This is a genomic window from Pseudonocardia ailaonensis, from assembly GCF_039531635.1.
In the GTDB taxonomy this organism is placed as follows: Bacteria; Actinomycetota; Actinomycetes; order Mycobacteriales; family Pseudonocardiaceae; genus Pseudonocardia; species Pseudonocardia ailaonensis.
Window position 1 is genome coordinate 53,342 of the sequence record NZ_BAAAQK010000001.1, and the last position, 19,685, is coordinate 73,026.

General features: G+C 73.5%; 18 protein-coding genes. 5 read left to right on the forward strand and 13 right to left on the reverse strand.

All coding sequences use genetic code 11. The annotated features are described in order from the left end of the window. Positions 1-37 precede the first annotated feature (37 nt). Genes ABD324_RS00255 through ABD324_RS00285 form a run of 7 tightly spaced genes read right to left on the reverse strand, consistent with a single transcriptional unit; the run spans position 38 to position 10,064 of the window. Positions 38-1,228 (reverse strand): cytochrome P450, encoded by a 1,191-nt coding sequence (locus ABD324_RS00255; RefSeq protein ID WP_344411431.1) that lies wholly within the window; start codon positions 1,226-1,228, stop codon positions 38-40. Continuing rightward, positions 1,225-3,549 carry a hydantoinase B/oxoprolinase family protein gene (locus ABD324_RS00260; RefSeq protein ID WP_344411432.1) on the reverse strand — a complete coding sequence of 775 codons (2,325 nt, stop codon included), beginning with the start codon at positions 3,547-3,549 and terminating at the stop codon, positions 1,225-1,227. Before ABD324_RS00260 ends, ABD324_RS00255 begins: the two co-directional genes overlap by 4 nt. Continuing rightward, on the reverse strand, positions 3,549-5,663 hold the full coding sequence (locus tag ABD324_RS00265) for a hydantoinase/oxoprolinase family protein (RefSeq protein ID WP_344411433.1): 2,115 nt from the start codon (positions 5,661-5,663) through the stop codon (positions 3,549-3,551). The genes ABD324_RS00260 and ABD324_RS00265 overlap by 1 nt, the downstream gene beginning before the upstream one ends. A 19-nt stretch (positions 5,664-5,682) precedes the next feature. Then, complete coding sequence (locus ABD324_RS00270; RefSeq protein ID WP_344411434.1) at positions 5,683-7,317, reverse strand: FAD-dependent monooxygenase; 1,635 nt, start codon at positions 7,315-7,317, stop codon at positions 5,683-5,685. Then, positions 7,314-8,054, reverse strand: coding sequence for an alpha/beta fold hydrolase (locus ABD324_RS00275; protein WP_344411435.1), 741 nt, complete (start codon positions 8,052-8,054; stop codon positions 7,314-7,316). Before ABD324_RS00275 ends, ABD324_RS00270 begins: the two co-directional genes overlap by 4 nt. Then, on the reverse strand, positions 8,051-8,677 hold the full coding sequence (locus tag ABD324_RS00280; RefSeq protein WP_344411436.1) for a cysteine hydrolase family protein: 627 nt from the start codon (positions 8,675-8,677) through the stop codon (positions 8,051-8,053). The genes ABD324_RS00275 and ABD324_RS00280 overlap by 4 nt, the downstream gene beginning before the upstream one ends. A 31-nt stretch (positions 8,678-8,708) precedes the next feature. Next, positions 8,709-10,064 carry an MFS transporter gene (locus tag ABD324_RS00285; RefSeq protein ID WP_344411437.1) on the reverse strand — a complete coding sequence of 452 codons (1,356 nt, stop codon included), beginning with the start codon at positions 10,062-10,064 and terminating at the stop codon, positions 8,709-8,711. Positions 10,065-10,349: 285 nt separating this feature from the next. On the opposite strand from ABD324_RS00285, the gene ABD324_RS00290 reads away from it, so the two are divergent. The 3 genes from ABD324_RS00290 (at position 10,350) to ABD324_RS00300 (ending at position 13,058) form a co-directional block, all read left to right on the forward strand. Continuing rightward, a complete protein-coding gene (locus ABD324_RS00290; RefSeq protein ID WP_344411438.1) occupies positions 10,350-10,919 on the forward strand; it encodes a hypothetical protein in 570 nt (189 codons plus the stop codon). Between the two features lie 13 nt (positions 10,920-10,932). Beyond that, entirely contained in the window at positions 10,933-12,435 is a 1,503-nt protein-coding gene (locus ABD324_RS00295; protein WP_344411439.1) for a dihydrolipoyl dehydrogenase family protein, read from the forward strand. A 200-nt stretch (positions 12,436-12,635) separates the two neighbouring features. Next, positions 12,636-13,058, forward strand: coding sequence for an organic hydroperoxide resistance protein (locus ABD324_RS00300; protein WP_344411440.1), 423 nt, complete (start codon positions 12,636-12,638; stop codon positions 13,056-13,058). 82 nt (positions 13,059-13,140) lie between these two features. Here ABD324_RS00300 and ABD324_RS00305 read toward each other — a convergent pair whose 3' ends face one another. The 3 genes from ABD324_RS00305 to ABD324_RS00315 all read right to left on the reverse strand — a co-directional run bounded on the left by ABD324_RS00305 (position 13,141) and on the right by ABD324_RS00315 (position 16,272). Continuing rightward, positions 13,141-13,959 (reverse strand): beta-keto acid cleavage family enzyme, encoded by an 819-nt coding sequence (locus tag ABD324_RS00305; RefSeq protein WP_344411441.1) that lies wholly within the window; start codon positions 13,957-13,959, stop codon positions 13,141-13,143. A gap of 20 nt (positions 13,960-13,979) precedes the next feature. Next, complete coding sequence (locus ABD324_RS00310) at positions 13,980-15,212, reverse strand: MFS transporter (RefSeq protein WP_344411442.1); 1,233 nt, start codon at positions 15,210-15,212, stop codon at positions 13,980-13,982. Between the two features lie 154 nt (positions 15,213-15,366). After that, entirely contained in the window at positions 15,367-16,272 is a 906-nt protein-coding gene (locus ABD324_RS00315) for an MBL fold metallo-hydrolase (RefSeq protein ID WP_344411443.1), read from the reverse strand. Between the two features lie 156 nt (positions 16,273-16,428). On the opposite strand from ABD324_RS00315, the gene ABD324_RS00320 reads away from it, so the two are divergent. After that, positions 16,429-17,007, forward strand: a complete 579-nt coding sequence (locus ABD324_RS00320; RefSeq protein WP_344411444.1) for a TetR/AcrR family transcriptional regulator — start codon at positions 16,429-16,431, stop codon at positions 17,005-17,007. A 59-nt stretch (positions 17,008-17,066) separates the two neighbouring features. On the opposite strand, the gene ABD324_RS00325 is transcribed toward ABD324_RS00320, so the two are convergent. Then, positions 17,067-17,435, reverse strand: coding sequence for a VOC family protein (locus tag ABD324_RS00325; RefSeq protein WP_344411445.1), 369 nt, complete (start codon positions 17,433-17,435; stop codon positions 17,067-17,069). A 42-nt stretch (positions 17,436-17,477) separates the two neighbouring features. Further along, positions 17,478-18,251: an oxidoreductase gene (locus ABD324_RS00330; RefSeq protein WP_344411446.1), complete on the reverse strand. Its 774-nt coding sequence runs from the start codon at positions 18,249-18,251 to the stop codon at positions 17,478-17,480. A 79-nt stretch (positions 18,252-18,330) separates the two neighbouring features. Between ABD324_RS00330 and ABD324_RS00335 the strand changes: the two genes are divergently transcribed. Beyond that, complete coding sequence (locus tag ABD324_RS00335; RefSeq protein WP_344411447.1) at positions 18,331-18,909, forward strand: TetR/AcrR family transcriptional regulator; 579 nt, start codon at positions 18,331-18,333, stop codon at positions 18,907-18,909. A 19-nt stretch (positions 18,910-18,928) separates the two neighbouring features. Here ABD324_RS00335 and ABD324_RS00340 read toward each other — a convergent pair whose 3' ends face one another. Further along, positions 18,929-19,645 carry an SDR family oxidoreductase gene (locus ABD324_RS00340; protein WP_344411448.1) on the reverse strand — a complete coding sequence of 239 codons (717 nt, stop codon included), beginning with the start codon at positions 19,643-19,645 and terminating at the stop codon, positions 18,929-18,931. Positions 19,646-19,685 lie beyond the last annotated feature (40 nt).

Consider the following 19,685-nt stretch of genomic DNA (forward strand, 5'->3'; position numbering starts at 1 on the left):
TAGGCGCGCAGGCCCGCGGCCGGAGAACGACGGCCGCTCACCACACCACCTCCACCCGGCCGGGCTCGTGGAACATCGCCCCGTCCGTGTCCCCGGTCCGCGCCCCCGGTGCCGGCGCAAGCCGCGGCATCCGCTCGACCAGCGCCGCCAGCACGCAGGAGATCTCCGTGCGGGAGAGCTCGGCGCCGAGGCAGTGGTGGATGCCGGAGCCGAACGCGAGGTGCCGGCGGGCCGTCGGGCGGTCCAGGACGAAGTCGGCCGCGTCCGCGCCGAACACGGACTCGTCGAGGTTCGCGGACTCCAGGCCGAGCAGGATCCGCTCCCCCGCCGCGACGGGCTCGCCGCCGATGTCACCCGGCGTACCCACGGTCCGCAGCACGCCGCGCAGCGCGGTCGCGTGCCGCAGTCCCTCCTCCCGCGCCCCCTCGACCAGGGCGGGATCGGCCACCAGCGCCGCCCACCGGCCCGGATCGACGAGCAGCTGCGCCACCGTGGAGCCGATCGTGAACGCCGTCGTCTTCAGCCCGGCGACGAAGACCTGCCACGCGTGGAAGGCGACCTCCCGGTCGGACAGGGCCCGGCCGTCGACCCGCCCCCGGGCGAGCAGGCCGATCACGTCGTCCGTTGCAGGGCCCGCCCGCCGCTCCCGGGCGGCGGCGGCGAAGTACTCCTCGATCCGCGTCCAGACCGGCGTCCCGACGAAGGGGGCCGGCAGGGCGTCGGAGATCTCCTGCGACAGGCGGGTGATCTCGCCGGCGTCGGCGGCGGGGACACCGACGAGCCGGGCGATCACCCGGGAGGTCAGCGGGAACGCCAGGTCGCCCACGATCTCGGCGGGCCCGCCCGGGGGCAGGCCGTCGAGGATCTCGTCGACGATCGCCCGGATCCACGGCGCGGCCCCGGTGATGGCCGACCGGGTGAAGGCCGGGCGGAGCAGCGCGCGCAGGGCGGTGTGGGCGGGCGGGTCGCTCTGCGTGATCAGCAACGGGTGCCGGCCCACGCCGCTGTCGTCGCCGCTGTCGTCGAGGACGAAGTTGCCGTGGTTGCTCAGGGTCCCGGGATCGAGCAGCGCCTCCCGCACCAGCTCGTGCCGCCCGACGAAGCCGGGACCGGGTCCGGCCCGGTGTACCGGGCACCCGCCCCGCAGGCGCGCGAGCTCCTCGCGCACCTGCCCGAGCGGGCCCCCGGCCAGCGGGTCGAACGGGGCGAGCGCCTCGCCGGCCGTCATGCCCAGCTGCGGTAGTCGTCGTCCGGCAGTGGGTGGTCCACCGGCACGACCCGGGAGTAGACGGCCGTGAGGCAGCCCGGGCACAACAGCTGCCGGAACACCACCTCGGCGTCGACGTAGACCGACGGGTCCCGCCAGATGTGCGGGCCGGCCTCGGTCGGCGCCGCGTCCCGGCGGGCCAGCGCGGCCACGAACGCTCCGCCCGCGAGCGCGCCGAGCCCGGTGCCGCAGTGCGTGCACGCGACGGTCCGGTCACCCCCGCTCTCCAGCACCGCGAGGTTGTCGTCGAGCCGGCGGGATCCGGCGAGGCCCGGCTCGGTGACGGGCAGGGGGGCCGCGTCGGGCAGCCCGGCGCCGGTCGCCCGGCGCCGGCGCAGCTTCTCCCGGGCCTCGCCGGTCGCGGTGGCGTCCACCTCGCCGCCGGCCACGACCACGCCGTAGACCTCCCGCGCGGCGTCCGCCGAGACGCGCACGGCCACCACGTCGTCCCGCACGCTGTCGGCGGGGCGCAGCAACGGGTCCCCGTAGCCGCCACCCGCCTGCCAGTGCAGGTAGAGGGCGTCCCCGGCGCCGAGGGTCGAGGTGCCCTCGCAGGGCAGTACCTCGATCTCGCCGCCCAGCTCGTCGAGCGCGCCGGGGATGGCCGAGGCGTCGGCGAGCTGCGGCACGCCGATCCCCCGCACCACCAGGTCCAGCTGCGAGTTCCCCGGATAGCCCCCGGCGAGCCCCACGTTCTGGTTGGCCACCTTGCCCGTGCCCGACACGACCAGCGACATCGTGCCGTCCTGGTCCGGGTGCTGCACGTAGCAGACCGAGCCGCTCATCCCGCCCCGCTGCCGGCCGGGGCCGCCGGAGTCGGTCTGCTCCCGGCGCCACAGCGCGACGAGCGGGTACAGGTACTCGGTCATCTCGACGTCGGGGGCCCGGGCCGAGGGGATGATCAACCGGCCGCCGGTGTCGACGCCGTCGTGGCTGACCTGGGCGCCGTAGCCGCCGGCCATGACGTCGAAGACCGGTGAGACGAAGCCCTTGCTGCCGCCGCCGCGGACGTCCACACCGGACACGACGCAGAGGTCCGTGGTGCCGTTGCAGATCGACTGCACGTCCGAGCGGCGGTCCGGTTCCGCGTCGAGCATCTTGGCCAGCACCTCGGCGACCAGGTTGCCCGCGCCCCAGGCCGGGCCGAAGGGGCCCTTGCCCACCGCGGCCGGGAAGGACGCGTTGGTGATCGTGTCCTCGTCGGTGACGATCTCGAAGCAGCGCATGAGCCCGCCCGCCGCCCAGGGGATGTCCCCGGCCAGCAGCGGCAGCATGGTGAACACGATCCCGGCCCGCAGCCCCGGGTAGGGACAGTTGATGATGCCGGTCTGTCCCGCCGTCCCGCGGAAGTCGAAGACGAGCTTGTCGCCCTGCTTGGTCATCGCCACCCTGATGGCGTGCAGGCCGCGGTCCCCGGAGCCGGACTGCTCCTGGTAGCCCACGGCGCTCCAGGTGCCCTCGGGCAGGGTCCGGAGCTTGGCCCGCAGCCGGTGCTCGGCGTCGTCCATCATCCGGCGCATCACGGCCTTGACCGTGTCCGCGCCGTACTTGTCGATCAGCCGCAGGATCTGCTCGGCCGCGTTCTTGTTCGCGGCGACCTTGGCGCGCAGGTCGAGCCCGACCATGTGGGGCAGCCGCGAGCGGCGCACCCAGGCGTCGGCCACGTCCCGCTGCAGGACCCCGCCGCGCACGACCTTGATCGGCGGGGTGGGGAGCGCCTCGCCGAAGACGTCCTGCGCGGCGGGGTCGAAGGACCCGGGCCGGGGGCCACCGAGGTCGACCTGGTGGGCGATGGCCGTCGTCCAGCCGAAGAGCTTGCCCTCGTGGAAGATCGGCGCCAGGATCGCGGCGTCGTTCTGGTGCAGGCCGCCGCCGATCCACGGGTCGTTGCACAGGAACATGTCGCCCTCCTCGATGCCCGGGTTGTCCGCGCGGTGGCGCAGCGTCCAGACGATCGCGAGGTCCATGGAGCCGATGAGGCCGATGTTGTACGTGCCGACCTGGACCTGCTCGCCCAGCTCGTCGCAGATGGAGAAGTTGAAGTCGTTGGACTCGGTGACGACGTGCGAGCCGGACATCCGGCGCAGCGTCTCCCCCATCTCCTGGGTGATGGCCCACAGCCGGTGCCGGACGACCTCGTAGGTCAGGGCGTTGACGTCCCCGGTCCCCGCGGCGTCGTCCAGGGTGTGCAGCGGGAGGTTCGGCGAGATCTGGGCGAGCAGCTCGGCGCGCGGCACGGGCCGGCTCGTGAACTCGTCCGCCCCGGGGATCTTCGATGGCATCAGGACCGTCCTCCGTCGTAGCGCAGCACGAGATTGCCGAGCCGGTCCACCCGGCCGGTGACGCCGTCGGGCACGACGACCACGGTGGTCGGCACGTCGACGACGGCCGGCCCGACCAGCTCGTGGCCCGCGCGCAGCCGGGCGTAGTCGTACACGGGGGTGGCCACGAACCCGATCTGCGAGTCGAGGCACACCTGCCGTTCCTCGAGCAGGGCCGCCGACGGGTCCGCGCTCTCCGCCTCCGGGATGTCCGGCAGGACGATCGGGAAGCCCAGGCCCGCGCGGGCGCGCATCCGGTAGGTGATCGCCTGCACGCCGGCCTCGCGGAAGCCCGCGCCGGAGCCGTTGATCCGCTCGTACTGCTCCTCGAAGCGCTCGACGATCTCGTCGCCGGAGCCCTCCGTGATCTCGGTGTCGGGCAGCGTCACCGCGAGCTCGTTGACCTGCATCGAGTAGCGCAGGTCGATCTCGCGCGCCAACGTGACGTCGTGGAACTTGACCTTCTGGCGGTCCAGTGCCCGCTGCAGGTCCGCCTCCAGGCGGTCGAAGTGCGCCCCGAGGACCGTGTGGTCCACCGGGAACGCCGACGGGTCCGACAGCTCGGCGCTGATCGCGACGTCGGAGGCGGCGAGCCCGTAGGCGGAGAACGCCGAGGCCACCGGGCCGAGCGGGACGACGACCTCGGCCACCCCGAGATCGCGGCAGTAGCCGGCGCAGTGCGCGGGGCCGGCCCCGCCGAAGGCGTAGGCCACGAAGTCCCGCGGGTCGTACCCGGCCTGGACCACGGCCCGGCGGAGCAGGTCGCCGGCCTGGGCGTTCTGCACCTCGTGGATCGCGATGGCGGCCTCGTCCACGGTGAGGCCGAGCGGCTCGGCGACGTGCTCCCGGATCGCCTCGCGCGCCAGGTCCTTGCGGAGCGGCTTGCGCCCGCCGAGCAGGCCGCGCTCGCTGAGGATGCCCAGGACGAGGTTGGCGTCGGTGTTCGTGGGCCGGGTACCGCCGTTGCCGTAGCAGGCCGGGCCGGGCACGGCCTCCGCGCTCTGCGGGCCGAGCCGCAGGTTGCCGCCGGCGTCGACGGACGCGAGCGCGCCGCCGCCCGAGCCGATCGTGTGCACGCGGATGGTGGCCGCGTTGATCGGGAACTGGTTGACGATCGAGCCCGGCGCCATGACCGGCTCCCCGTCGACGATCAGTCCGGCCAGGAAGGTGGTGCCGCCGACGTCGGTGGTGATGACGTTGCGGTGCCCGAGCTGCCCGGCGAGCCGCTGGCCGCCGATCACCCCGCCGGAGAGCACGGACCCGACGGTGGTGATGGCGTGCTCGGGCGCCCGGTCGGCGGTGATCGTGCCGCCCTCGCTCTGCATGACGAGCAGCGGGCCCTTGAGCCCGCCCTCCTCCAGCTGCCGCTGCAGCGGGGTGAGGTACGTCCGCAGCCGCGGGCCGACCTGGGCGTTCATGATCGTCGTCGAGGTGCGCGAGAACTCCCGGATCCGGGGGCTGACCTCGCACGACAGCGTGACGTACAGGCTCGGGTCGATCTCGTGGACGATCTCCCGGACCCGCCGCTCGTGGTCCCCGTTCTTGAACGACCACAGCAGACAGACGGCGATCGCCTCGACGCCCTGGTCCACCAGCGCGCGGGCGACCCGGCGCACCTCGTCCTCGTCGAGCGGGACCAGGACCCGGCCGGCGTGGTCGATGCGCTCGGTGACCTCGAGCGCGCGGTGCTTCGGGATCAGGGGCGCGGGCTTGCGCTGGCGCAGGGTGTCCTGGATCTCGTGCGCGGAGCGGCCCAGCGTGCGGCCCTCCGCGTTCATGATGTAGATCGAGTCCCGGTGGCCCTTGGTGGCGATCAGCCCCACGTCGGCCACCGAGCCCTGGACCAGCGCGTTGATGGACGCCGTGGTGCCGTGGGCGATGTAGTCCGTCTGCGCCAGCATCTCGCCGACGCCGATCCCCAGCTCCGCCGCGAGCTCCTCGATGGCCCGCATGACGCCGACCTCGCGCTGGGGCGGGGTCGTCGGGGTCTTCGCCGAGACGATCCGCCCGGCGCCGTCCGAGGCGACGGCGTCGGTGAAGGTCCCCCCGACGTCGATGCCGAGTGCGTATGGCATGTGCTGCCTCTCCTGGTTCCTACCGCTGGTGGGCGGCGGCGCGCCCGGTGACTGTCCGCAGCAGCTCGTCGGGCCGGCCCTCGGCGCCGCCCATCCAGGCGACGTGCTGGTCCGGCCGCACGAGCAGCAGGGGTGTGGGATAGCGATCGGGCCCGTGCCCGGGCACGTCCACCACGGTGAGCGGGACGCCCAGCGCGACCGCGGCGTCCGTCCACGGCACCGTGTCGGTGGTCTCGTCCGTCCGCAGCAGGGTGAGGTCCGGCCCGAGCGCGTCGAACAGCGCGCGGCCGTCGTCGAGCCAGGCGTGCGGCAGCCGGAACCCGACCTTCGCCTCGTTCCCGTAGCCGCCCATGCTCATCGCCTGCTCCTCGCCGCCGACCACGAGCGGCGACGACGCGTAGTGGTAGCCGAAGCTGAAGCCGTCGGGCGAGTAGCGGGAGGGCTCGGTGACGGCCAGCCGCTCGGCGAGCGCGGCGCGGGCGGCCTCACCCTCCGCGCCGGGCAGGTGGATGTCCGGCGAGACCCCGGCGAGGGAACGCTTGGCCGCCAGGCCCACCGCGTTCGCGAACTGCTCGCCGACCGGTCCGCGTTCGAGCTCGTAGGCGTCGAGCAGCTCCGGCGGCGCCCAGCCGTGGTGCACCGCGGCCAGCATCCAGCCCAGCGTCGACGCGTCCTGGATGCCGGTGTTCATGCCGAAGCCGCCGACGGGGATCCAGATGTGGGCGGCGTCCCCGGCCAGGAACACCCGGCCCTCGCGGTAGCGCTGGGCGACGAGCTGGCGCCCGGTCCAGCGCACGGTGCCGATCACCTCGTGCTCCACGGGCCCGCCGACGACGTCCGCCAGCAGCTGCGCGGGATCCTCGGCGTCGGTGTCGTGGTCCGGCGGGAACGCGACGTGGCTGAGCCAGCGGTCGCCCCCGTCGATGGCGATGAGCGAGGCCATCCGGCCGCCGCCGTAGGTCCAGTAGGTCCAGGCCCGGTCCGGGGCGGCGAGCCGGCCCAGCTCCGGGGAGCGGACGAACGTCGAGACGAACTTCTGCAGGGCGTCCACGCCCTGGTAGCGGATGCCGAGCTGCCGGCGGACCGCGCTGTGCGCGCCGTCGCACCCGATCACGTACCCGCAGCTCAGCACCCGGGTCCGGCCGTCGGTCTCGACGACCGCCTCGACCCGGTCGGGGAACGGGCGCAGCTCGACCAGGCGCGTACCGCGTTCGACGGTCACCCCCGGGAGTCCCCGCGCATACCGTTCGAGGATCGGTTCGAGGTAGAGCTGGGAGATCCGGTGCTGTGGCTCCGGCGTGGGCCACTCCTCCCGGCCCTTCCCTGCCAGCACCTCCCCGGAGGAGGGCAGGTCGATCCGGAAGACCTCCTCACCGCGCAGGGTGGTGCGGTACTGGACGGAGGTCGGGAAGTCCTCCGGGAGGCCGGCGCGGCGGACCTCGTCCGCCACCCCGAGCCGCCGGAAGATCTCCATCGACCGGGCCGAGGTGGTGTTGCACCGCGGGTTCACCGGTCGCTCGGTCGTCTCCTCGACGACGAGGCTCGGCACGCCGCGGCGGGCGAGCTCGATGGCGAGGCTGAGGCCGGTGGGCCCCGCCCCGACGATCAGGACGCCGGTGTCGGTCCCGGTCGTGCCGTTGTCTTCGTGGTTCATGCGGTCAGGAACTCCCCAACGACGGTGCAGAACTCGTCCGGCCGGTCGACGTGGATCCAGTGGCCGGCGCCCGCGACGACCCCGAGGCTCCCACACGGGAGCGCCTCGGCGAGCCGCGCGGAGATCTCGGGCGGGCCGACCCGGTCGCGCTCCCCGTGCAGGGCGAGGACCGGCGTGGGCACGGTGGCCGGATCGACCGGTGGCTCGGCGCCGGTCTCGAACATGGAACGGAAGGCCTTCTCGGCGCCGGGTCGCAGCGCCTGCTCCAGCCGCAGCTCCGCGAGATCGTCGAGGAGCTCGGTGTGCTCGCTCTCGTCGGCGACGAGGCGGGCGAGCGTGCCGCGCATGGACTCCCTGGTGGGGTCGTCGTAGAACGGCACGGTGCGGGGTGCCGGGCCGGTGCCCGCCCCGCCCATCAGCACGGCCCGCTCGACCCGCTCGGGTGCGACCGACAGCAGGGCCAACGCGGCCGCACCGCCCGCCGCCGAGTTGCCGAGCAGGTGCACGCGGGACAGCCCGTGCTCGTCGAGCAGGTCCAGCACCTGGCCGGCCCGGGCCCGCGCCCAGGCGACCGGCCCGTGCAGCTCCCCCGCGTCCGCGATCCGCGAGCCGAAGCCGAGCAGATCGGGCGCGAGGCAGTCGAACTCCTTCTCGAACCGGGGCAGGACGCTCGCCCAGTTGCTGGCGGCGTCCACCCCCGGCCCGCCACCGTGCAGCAGGAGCAGGACAGTGCTCACGACAGCTCGGCCAGGAACGTCTCGGCGTCCGTGACCCGGGACGACGTGAGGCTCATGATCCGCAGCGCGGCCGTGTGCATCTCCTCGGCGGGCATCGGGCCGAACCCGAGGTCCGGGTAGTCGCACGACGCGGTGGCGTCGGCGAGCACCACGGAGCGGAACCCGCGCTCCAGGGCACCGCGCGCGGTGCCGAGCACGCAGCACTCGGTCGTCATGCCGGTGAGGACCAGGGTGTCGATGCCCAGCCCGCGCAGCACGATCTCCAGGTCGGTGGCGTAGAACGAGTTGTACCGGTGCTTCTTGATCACCAGCTCGCCGTCCTGGGGGGCGACCTCCAGGTAGATCTCCACGCCGTGCTCGCCGTCGACCAGCGCCTGGCCCGCCCCGACGGGCGGGTACAGGTCGCGGTGGATGCCCATGTCCGCCCCGCCGCGCCGGTGCACGTGCGCGGGGTAGATGACCGGCATGCCGGCGGAGCGGGCCGCGTCGAGCACCTTCTGGAGGGTCGGCAGGATGCGCCGCCCCTCGGGGAACTCCAGCGGCGCGCCCTCCTCCACGAAGTCGTTCTGCATGTCGATGACCAGCAGCGCGGTGCGCGCGGGATCGATCGTGGGTGCGCTCACGAGAACCTCCTCCTGGTGTGGTGGGCCGTACTCAGGCCTGGCTGGTGGTGCCCTCGACCGCGGGCGCCACCGGCGCCCGCGGGGCGGTGGTCTGCGAGCGGGCGATCCAGGCCAGGGCGAGCGTCGCGACCGCACCGACGACGGCGAAGATCGCGAAGAACCGGAACATCGACGCCGGCGCCCAGCCCGCCTGCAGCAGGAACCCGGCGAGCAGCGGCGAGAAGACGGCCCCGAGCCGGCTCACCGCCACCGCGATGCCGAGCGCGGTCGCCCGGGACTCGGCCGGGTAGATGATCGGGACGATCACGTTGATGCCCGACACCGTGCCGTTGAGCAGCAGGCCGACGAGTACTCCGACGATCAGCGCCGTGGCCAGCGCCCCGAGCGAGAACGAGTACAGCAGCAGGGCCAGCGCCCCCAGCCCGAAGTACGCGGCCGTGAGCTTGCGGGGCTCGATCCGGGTGGCCAGCACGCCGAGCAGCGCCGCACCGCACACGCCGCCGATGCTGAACAGCACCCCGCCGCTGATGCCCTGCTGGGCGGACAGGCCCGCCTGCAGCAGCAGGGTCGGCGTCCAGGAGCTGCCGAAGTAGAAGACGGTCTGGGCGGCGATGAAGGCGATCCAGACCAGGACGGTCCGCAGCGCGTTGCGCCCCTGGAACAGGGACTCGAGGGCGACCTTCCGCGGTGCCGACGACGCGGCCGGGAGCTCCTCGACCGGGGCGTGACCGATCTGGACGAGGATCCGGTTCAGCCGGGCGAGGGCGTCGCGCGGCCGGGCGGCGATCAGGTAGTCCATCGACTCCGGCAGGGACCGCAGCCCGACCAGGAACAGGATCGCCGTGGCCACGGCACCGAGCACGAACACCGCGCGCCATCCGAACGGGCCGATCAGCAGGCTGGCCGCGACACCGGCGATGATGGCGCCGAGCCCGTAGCCGCAGGTGATCAGTGCGACGGACAGGCCGCGGCGCTTGTGGCTCGAGTACTCGGAGGCCAGGACCGGCAGGCAGGCCGCCATCAGCCCCACCGCGATGCCGGTGACCACACGCGTGGCGACGAGCTGGCCGAAGTTCTGGGCGAACGCCGCCGCGAGCATGCCGAGCGAGGCCAGCACGAGCCCGCCCAGGACGAGCTTGCGCCGGCCGACCCGGTCGGCCAGCGGGGCCAGGAACAGCGCCCCGAACGCCATGCCGGCGAGGCCGCTGCTCAGCAGGACCCCGACCAGCGAGGCCTGCAGGCCCCATTCCTTGGTGATCGTCGGACCGACGAACGACGTGACCAGGAGGTCGAACCCGTCGACCAGGTTCATCACGAGACACAGCGCGACCGCTCTGGTCTGCGCTCTGCTCATGGGCGCGCTCTTGACCTGCTCGAGAATGCTCAAGGGAACCTCGCTTCGTTGCGACGCAGGAACCGGGCCGCACGACGGTGTGGCGCGGGAGTGGTGGAGGCCTTGCGGGCACGCACGGTCAATCTCTGTATGTAACGCTCACTCTACAACCTCCCCTTCGGCGTGACCAGCCCCTCCTCACCCAAAAGGGATAGAACGTTCGGTCTTGACTTCTCGGGGGACCTCTGCCAGTGTTCTCGACAGAACGTTCTTTCCGCTTCGAACGTCCCGACGGCGCAGTCGCACCCGCCGCAATCCCTCTCGCCCAAGGAGAATCTCGTGACCACTGCCGTCTCCCCCACCGCCGCCGGGTTCGCGCCCGCGCTGCGGCGCCTGTACTTCGTCCGGTTCGGGTTCGCCGTCGTGTGGGCGATCCTGCTGTTCCTGACCGGCAAGGAGTTCGGCGCCGTGGCCGCCGTCCTGGTCGTGCTCTACCCGCTGTTCGACGCGGGCGCCGCGGTCGTCGACGCGCGGTCCTCGCGGGCCAGCTCCTCCGCCGCCGGGCTCTACGTCAACATCGCGATCAGCCTGCTCACCGCGATCGGCCTGGGCATCGCCGCCGCCTCCGGCGTCCCCGCGGTCCTGCGGATCTGGGGCGCCTGGGCCTTCGTCGCCGGCCTCATCCAGCTGATCGTCGGCATCAGGCGCCGCGCGCTGGGCGGCCAGTGGCCGATGATCCTCAGCGGCGGGCTCTCCGTCGTCGTCGGCGTGTCGTTCGTCCTCAGCGCCGGCCAGGCGAATCCCTCGCTGGTGGGCATCGCCGGCTACGCCACCCTCGGCGGCATCTTCTTCCTCGTCTCGGCGCTGCGCCTCGGCCGCGCCGCCCGCACCACCACTCCGGAGCAGTGACATGAGCGCCGACATGAGCACCACCACCCACACCACCTTCGACGTCGTCGTGATCGGCGCGGGGCCGGTGGGCGAGAACGTCGCCGACCGGATCGTCCGCAGTGGACTGACCGCGGCCGTGGTCGAGCGCGAGCTCGTCGGCGGCGAGTGCTCCTACTGGGCCTGCATGCCCACGAAGGCGTTGCTGCGCAGCACGTCCGCGCTGCGCGCCGCGAGCAGGCTGCCCGGCGCCCGGGAGGCGATCACCGGCGGCGTCGACGTGGCGGCCGTGCTCGGCCGTCGCGACGGCTTCGCCTCGAACTGGCGCGACGACGGCCAGGTCGCCTGGCTCGACTCGGCCGGCATCCCGCTGTTCCGCGGCCACGGGCGGCTGGCCGGCCCCCGCGTCGTCGAGGTGACCAACGCCGACGGCGGCGTCGTCACCCTCACCGCCCGGCACGCCGTGGTCGTCGCCACCGGCAGCAGCGCGCTGCTGCCGGACCTCCCCGGTCTGCGCGAGGCCGCGGCGTGGTCCAGCCGCGAGGCCGTCTCCGCCACCTCGGTCCCCCGCCGGTTCGGCATCGTCGGCGGTGGCGTGGTCGCCAGCGAGATGGCCACGGCGTTCGCCGCGCTGGGGAGCACCGTCACCGTGCTCGCCCGCGACGGGGTGCTGCCCACCAACGAACCCTTCGTCGGCGAGCGGGTCGTGGCCGAGCTCCGCGAGGCGGGTGTCGCGGTGCACGAGGGCGCCGAGGTCACCGCGGTCCGCCGCGACGACGACGGCGAGGTGCACCTCACCGTGGCCGACGGTGCCGAGTTCGTCGTCGACGAGGTCCTCGTCGCGATCGGCCGCGTGCCGAACACCCAGGACATCGGCCTGGACACGGTCGGCCTGAAGCCCGGCTCCTGGCTCACGGTCGACGGCAGCCTGCGGGTTCTCGACGAGTCCGGCGCGCCGCTCGGCGACGGCTGGCTCTACGCGGCGGGCGACGCCAACCGGCGGGCGCTGGTGACCCACCAGGGCAAGTACCAGGCCCGCGTCGTCGGCGACATCATCACCGCCCGCGCCCGCGGGCTCGGGATCGACGACCGGCCGTGGGGCAGGCAGGCGCTCACCGCCGACGAGCGGGCCGTGCCGCAGGTCGTGTTCACCGAGCCGGAGGTCGCCTCGGTCGGGCTGACCGCGGCCGGCGCCGCGGCAGCGGGCCTGCGCACCCGCGTCGTCGACTACGACCTCGGTGCGGTCGCCGGGTCCGTCCTGCACGCCGAGGGCTACCGCGGCCAGGCCCGGATGGTCGTCGACGAGGACCGCGGCGTGCTCGTCGGGGTGACCTTCGTCGGCCCGGACGTCGCCGAGCTCCTGCACGCCGCGACGATCGCCGTCGCCGCCGAGGTCCCGCTCGCCCGCCTGTGGCACGCGGTCCCCGCCTTCCCGACGGTCAGCGAGATCTGGCTGCGGCTGCTCGAGACCTACGAGAACCAGAGCAGCAACGAGGCCGGGAACGACACTCCGGCGGAGCAGGACCAGGCCGCCTGACGCCCCTGGGCGGTCCCGACGAACGGCGCTCTCACTCACGTCCCGTGGGTCGAGGCGCCGTTCGTGCATGTCAGGGCACTGCCGCGACCTGCGCCGTGAGCGGCGTCACACAACAAGAAAGAACGGTCGGTCTTGCTTTACCGGCCGGCCGATGGCACAGTGGTCTTCAGCAAGACCGATCGTTCTACCTGGAGGTTCCGATGCCCGCTCTATACACCGCCGCCGCCGTCTCCTCGGGCGAGGGCCGCGACGGCCACGTCCGCACGTCCGACGGCACGATCGACCTCGACCTGGCCACCCCGAAGGAGCTGGGCGGCGCGGGCGGTGCCGCCAACCCCGAGCAGCTCTTCGCCGCCGGGTACTCCGCCTGCTTCCACTCGGCCCTCAAGCTGGTGGCCGGGCAGAAGAAGGTGGCGATCACCGACTCGTCCGTCTCGGCCGAGGTCGGGATCGGCCCCAACGACGCCGGCGGCTTCGGCCTGAGCGTCGCGCTCGAGGTCGAGCTGGCGGGTGTCGACCAGGCGACCGCGGAGTCGCTCGTCGAGGCCGCCCACCAGGTCTGCCCGTACTCCAACGCCACCCGCGGCAACATCCCGGTCGACCTGACCGTGACGGTGGGCTGAACCACCACCTCCGCCCACTGCGGCCCCGTCGCTCCGACGGGGCCGCAGTGCTGTGTCCGGGGTCCGCGGGGGCGGACCCGGCTCAGCGGGCCGGCAGCCGGAGCCGGCCCGCGGCCTCCTCGACACCGGCGATCGGGCGGTCCAGCGCCCGCGCCAGCGCCACGGCGCGTTCGACCAGCGGCCCGCTGCCGGGGCTGAGCTCGCCCTTGCGCAGGTAGAGGGTGTCCTCGAGCCCCGCGCGGGCGTTGCCGCCGAGGGCGAGCCCGATCGCGGTCAGCTCGAGGTTGCGCCGGCCGATCGCGATCACCTGCCACACGGCGTCGGCCGGGAGCCGCTGCGCCATGGTGAGCAGGTTCTCCGGCGTCGCCGCCATCCCCCCGGCGACGCCGAGCACGATCGAGAACTGCAGCGGCTCGTCGGGCAGCAGGCCCTCGTCGCGCAGGCGCAGGCAGGCGTCGAGGTGGCCGGTGTCGTAGACCTCCAGCTCGGGCTTGACGCCGAGCTCGGCCATCCGCCCGGCGAGCCGCCGGACGTCCGCCGGCGGGTTGCGGAACTCCCCCGCGCCGAAGCTCATGCTGCACGGGTTGAGCGTGGCCATCCGCGGGCGGAGCTCGACGAGCGCGGCCCGCTCCTCGAACGGGACGCTGAGCCCCACCCCGGTGGAGAGCTGGATCAGGATCGGGCAGCGCTCGGCGATCAGGTCCATCGTGCGGCGGGCGACGTCCGGGTCCGCGGTGGGCCGGTGCTCGGTGTCCCGCAGGTGGATGTGCGCCACGGACGCGCCCAGCTCGTACGCGCGGGCGACCGCGTCGGCGATCTCCTCGGGCTGGGTGGGCAGGTGCGGGTTGTCCGCCTTGGAGGCGATCGGCCCCGTCGGGGCGACGGTGATGACGACACTCATGGGTTTCCTCGCTCGGTCGGTCAGTCGGTGAGGGACACGGGTTCGGGCTGCACGAGGCCCGCCGCGCGGGCAGGTCGCCGGGACAGTGCGACGGCGAGCACACAGGCCACCAGCAGCGGGGCCACCAGGCCCAGCACCAGGACACCGACCCCCTGGTCGAGCGCGACGACGACGCTGCCCAGCGCCGGTCCCACGATCGACCCGGCCCGCCCGAACCCCGTCGTCCAGCCGACGCCGGTGGTCCGGCGCCGGTCGCCGTAGCTCCGCACCGCCATCGCCGTGGACGCGTTGCAGCTGGCCAGCAGCCCCGCCCCGACACCGGCGAGCAGGACGAGCAGGCCGAGCCGGCCGACCGGCGCGACGGCTGTGGCGACCAGGAACGCCACGGCCACGACCACCACCACGACGATGAGCCGGTGCACCCCGGCCCACGCCGAGCCCAGCGCGAGCAGCAGGCCGCCGACGATCCCGCCGATGCCCAGCGCCGCCGCGGCCAGCGGGGCCTGCTGGAGGGTGAACCCCGCTCCGACCTCGACCAGCAGCGTCGGCAGCCAGGACTGCAGCGTGTAGTACGCGGCGAAGACGATGAAGGCGAAGGCCCACAACATGATCGTGCGGGCCCGCAGGCCCTGCTCGAGCAACCCGCGCACGGACGCGCTCGCCTGCCCGCCCGCGTCGACCGTCGTGGTCCTGGGGAGCGCCCGCCACAGGACGAGGGCGAACACGAGGCACACGGCGCCGGGGAGCCAGAAGACCGCGTGCCAGCCGAGGGTGGCGATGAGCGGGCCGCCGGTCAGCCCACCCAGGGTGAACCCGACGGACAGGCCGATGAGCACCACGATGGCCACCGAGTCCCGCATCTTCACCGACACGGAGTCCGACGCGAGCGACACCGCCGCCGGGATCACGGCGCCGAAGCCGACGCCGATCACCAGCCGTACGACGCTCATCAGCGCGATCGAGCCCACGAGCGGGAGCAGCAGCGTCCCGAGGGAGAAGACGGCGACCGAGAGGGCGATCACGGCCGAACGGCCCCACCGGGCCGACAACCATCCACAGAGGACGAAGCCGAGCACGGCCCCGACGTTGGCGATCACGAGCGGGACGGTCAGGGCCGCCGGGTGCACGCCCCACTCCCGGGCGAGCGTCGGCACCACGAACGCGAACGCGGCGGTGTCGTAGCCGTCGGCCACCAGGGCCAACAGCAGCAACGGCACCGTCAACCGCCGGACGGTGGGTCGGAGGGAGGTCATCGTCGTCGTCCCTTTCGAGGCAGGACGGCGGGCGGTCGCCACGCCGTTGTGCAGGGCAGTGCAGGGCAGTACAGGAGTGCAGAGCGGTACCGGGCAGTACAGGGCATGACGGGCCGCGCGTCGAGATCGGGCAGGTCGGCGCTGTCGGCGCAGGTCAGCTCGCGTCGTCGGCGAGCACGACCTCCATCGACTCCGCCCACGTCGGCAGGGCCAGGTCCGGCCGGTGCTCGGCGTAGACGGACAGGATGGTCAGGTAGGCCCGCGAGGCGTGGGCCCACAGCCGGTACTCGGCGGCGTCGAACGTGCGGTACGCCTGCTCCGGGCCGGCCCCGCGTTCGAGGCAGCCGAGGGTGTGCTCGAGCAGCCGGGCGAGGTACGTCCGCACCTCGCGCACCCCGGCCGGATCGGCCACCGGGCCGTGGCCGGGCACGATCACGCTCGGTTCGAGGGCGAGCACCGCGTCGCAGGCGGCGATGGTGTTGGACACCGGGCCCGCCCACACGATGGGGGTCGACCGGTGGAACACGATGTCGCCGGTGAAGACGACCCCGGCCTCCGGGACGTGGACGAGGGCGTCCCCGCCGGTGTGCGCGGGGCCGACCCCGATCAGCTCGACGGTGCCGCCGCCGAGCTTGACCGTGAGCGCGTCGTCGAACGTCTCGGTCGGGAAGACGGGCCGCCAGTCCTCGTAGGAGAACGTCTCGGCCCGCCAGCGCGACCATCCCTGCAGGGCCGAGCCGTCGGAGCCGAGCTCGGACAGCCTGCGGGGATCCATGCGCAGCGCGCGCATCCCGTCGGCCGCCGCCGCCGTCGCCACGATCCGGCAGTCGTCGAAGAACATGTTGCCGAACCAGTGGTCGCCGTCGTCGTGGGTGTTCACCACGGTCGTGACCGAGTCGGTCCCGGCGACCCCGAGGGCCGCCGCTCGCAGGGCCGCAGCCCTCGTGACGTCGTTCTGGGTGTCCACGACGAGCACCTCGTCGCCGATCTTCACCACGCCCGAGTTGCTCAGCCCCCAGCTACCGGGTGGCTCGAACCAGACCGAGCAGCCCGGAGCCACTTCCCGGAGTCCTCGTACGTACGGCACCGCTGCCATCGAACCTCCCGACGTTCTATGTCAGTCAGCATAGAATCGTCAGTCGGGCATAGCAAGAGGTTCTCGGGTTAGGCTGTGTCGATCGCGCCGGGCCGGGGCGGTTCCGACGGAGGGAGGCCGATGACCGGGCTGCGGGAGGAACGAACCCGACAGACGCAGGAGCTCATCCTCGCGGCCGCCGAGGAGCTCTTCGCGGAACGCGGCTTCCAGTCGACCTCGCTCGTCGACGTCGCGGAACGCTCGGGCGTGAGCCGGGGCTCGATCCCCTGGCACTTCGGCGACAAGCAGGGCCTGCTCATCGCCGTGGTCGAGAAGCTGCACGCGGACTTCCGCCGGGCGATGGACGTCCCCATCCCCGCGGGGCCGGACGGTCTCGGTCAGATCGTGCGGCTGGCGAGCACGTCCATCAGGACCGGGACGACGCGCCTCTTCCTGACGCTGCTGCAGGAGGCGGGCCGCCCGGGCTCACCGGTGCACGCCCCGTTCGCGGCCATCCACCAGGACATGCGGGACTACTTCCGGGCGTGGGCGGAGCAGCCCGAGGTCGCCGCGAGCCTGCCGGACGGCGTCGGTCCGGACGACATCGCCGCGATCTTCGTGGGCGCGATCATCGGGATGAACCAGCAGTACGTGATCAACCCGGTCCTCGACCTCCGCCACGGCTACGAGGCGCTGGCCCGCATCGTCCTCGAGCGCTGAGGCACCGGCGGTCGCCGCCGCGCGGCAGGGATCCCGTCCGCCGCGCGTCGGGAGCGGCCTCAGGTCTGCCGCAGGCAGAAGGGGTGTCCGGCCGGGCTCGCGTAGACCCGGCCGCCTCCCGGCACCGCCGGGTCGTCGTCGTCGGTCGGCCGGAGCCGCCGCGCCCCGGCCCGGAGCGCGACCTCGTCGGCGGCCGCGAGATCGTCCGTGCCCAGGTCGACGTGGATCTGCTGCGGGTCGCCCTCCGGCCAGCCCGGCGGGACCTGGCCCGGCGCGCGCTGCACCACGATCACCGGGAAGCCGTCGACCCGGAGGAAGTGGTGGTCCGGGGTCCTGGTGAGCGAGCCGCCGAGCAGCCGGTGCCAGAAGGCGCTCTCCGGTTCCGGCTCGGCCGCGTCGATCACGATGGAGCTCAGTGCGATGGTCATCCGTACCTCTCGTCCGGTGGTCGCCCGATCCGTCGGACCGGGTCAGATCGCGGGGATGATGCCGCCGTCGACCCGGAACTCCGCCCCCGTGAGCCACGTCGCGCGACCGGAGGCGAGGAAGGCGATCATCTCGGCCACGTCCTCGGGCGCCCCGGGCCTGCCCATCGGGATGTCCAGGTGCTCCACGATCCGCTGTTGCACCTCGTCGCGGGTGACACCCTGCTGGTCGGCGATCTGCTGCAGATGCCCGGCCGCACCCTCGGTAAGCACGAAACCCGGCAGCACGCAGACCACCCGCACCCCACGACCACCCACCTCGGTCGCCAGCTCCCGGCTGTACGCGTTCAGCGCCGCCTTGGCCGCCGCGTACGACGCCTCGGTGCGCTGCGGCAGCCGGCTGGCGATCGACGACACGTGGACGACCACACCCGAACCCCGCTCCACCATCCCGGGCACCAGCGCGCGATCGAGACGGACCGCACCGAGCAGGTTCATCGCCAGATCGGCCTGCCACGACTCCTCCGAGCGATCGAGCGTCGGCGCGGGGGCGCTCGCCGCAGCGGCGTTGTTCACCAGCACATCCACCCCACCGACCTGGTCGAGGACCCGCCGGCCCAGCTCCGCGACCCCCTGTTCCGTCGCGAGGTCGGCAGGGATCCAGGTCGCGGGCAGGGACGCCGGGGGCGCGCTCCGCGACGCCGTCAGCACCTCGGCACCCGCAGCCGCGAACCGGCGCGCCGTCGCCTCGCCCAAACCGCGGCTGCCGCCGGTGACGAGGACGCGCACCCCGTCCAGCCCTTCTCCGGGAACGGACACGGAACTCCCCCTCCAGTAATGTGAACCAGACTCCGGAAAGCTACCTCAAACGGAGCCCGACTCATCTTCTGGGGGACCGTTGCCGCCGTCACGTCCGCAGCGCGCCGATGCCCGGCGCAACCGCGCAGCGCTGCTCGCCGCGGCCCGGGAGGCGTTCCTGGCCGGCGAGGAGGAGTCCCACGTGGAGGAGATCGCCCGGCGGGCCGGTGTGGCGGTGGGAACGCTGTACCGCCACTTCGAGACCCGCGAGGCCCTCGTCGAGGAGGTCTACCGCCGGGAGGTCGACGACCTCTGCGCCGCGGCCGGCACTTTTCTCGCGCAGAACCCCCCGGAGGAGGCCCTGCGGCTGTTCCTGCTGCTGCTCGTCGAGCACGCCGCCGTCGGCCGGGGCATGGCCGTCGCCCTGGAGACCATCATGGTCACGGACTCCCCGATCTTCGAGGACTCCCGCGAGCGCATGGCGGGCGCTCTCGACGAGCTGATCGAGGCCGGTACGGCCGCGGGCACACTCCGCGGCGGCGTGGGTGGGCGCACCCTGATGCGGGCGCTCGGCGGCATCTGCGCCCTGCGCACCGCCGAGGGCTGGCAGGACGAGGCCGTGCTCATCACCCGGGTCCTGTTCGACGGCCTGCGCCACGGCGCCGTGGAAGCACGCTGAGCGAGCCGTCGCGGTGCCGTCAGGCGCTGCTCCCCGGGGCCGGCTCCGGCGCGTGCAGGCTCGTCGGGGACAGGCCCAGTCCCCCGTCGACCCCGAGCTGCTGACCCGTGATGTAGGCGGCGTGCTCCCCCGCCAGGAACGCCACGACGTGGGCGATCTCGGCCGCCGACGCGGTGCGCCCGGCGGCGACGAGGTTCCCGAGCCCCGCGGGCAACGGGCCCGCCTCCGGCCCGAACAGCCCGGGCAGCACCGCGTTCGCGGTGATGCCGTACGGCCCGCCCTCGATCGCCAGCGTCTTGACCAGCCCGAGCAGGCCGGCCTTGCTGGCGGCGTAGCTGATCTGCAGGTTGAGGCCGAGCACGGCCGCGGCGCTCGCGATGGCGATGATCCGGCCGTGACCGCGTGCCCGCATCCCGGGCAGGCAGGCCTGGATGACCCGGAACGCACCGTTGAGGTTCACCTCGACGACCCGCTGGAACTCGGCGAACTCCACGGCGTGTGCGGCCGCGACGCTGTCGAGGATCGCCGCGTTGGCCACGACGACGTCGACCTCGGCGAACCGCGGATCCGGCGGGAGGTCGCGGGCCAGGTCGGCCACGATGTCCACGTCCCCGCGGACGTCGAGCCCGAGGACGTCGAAGCCGTCGGCCCGCAACCGCTCGTCGAGCGCCCGGCCGAGGAGCCCGGCCGCTCCGGTGACCAGGGCGACCGGCCTCCCCCGCAGCGGGCCGCTCATCCGCGCACCACCCCGTGGGCCCGCGCCGCCGTGAGTGCCG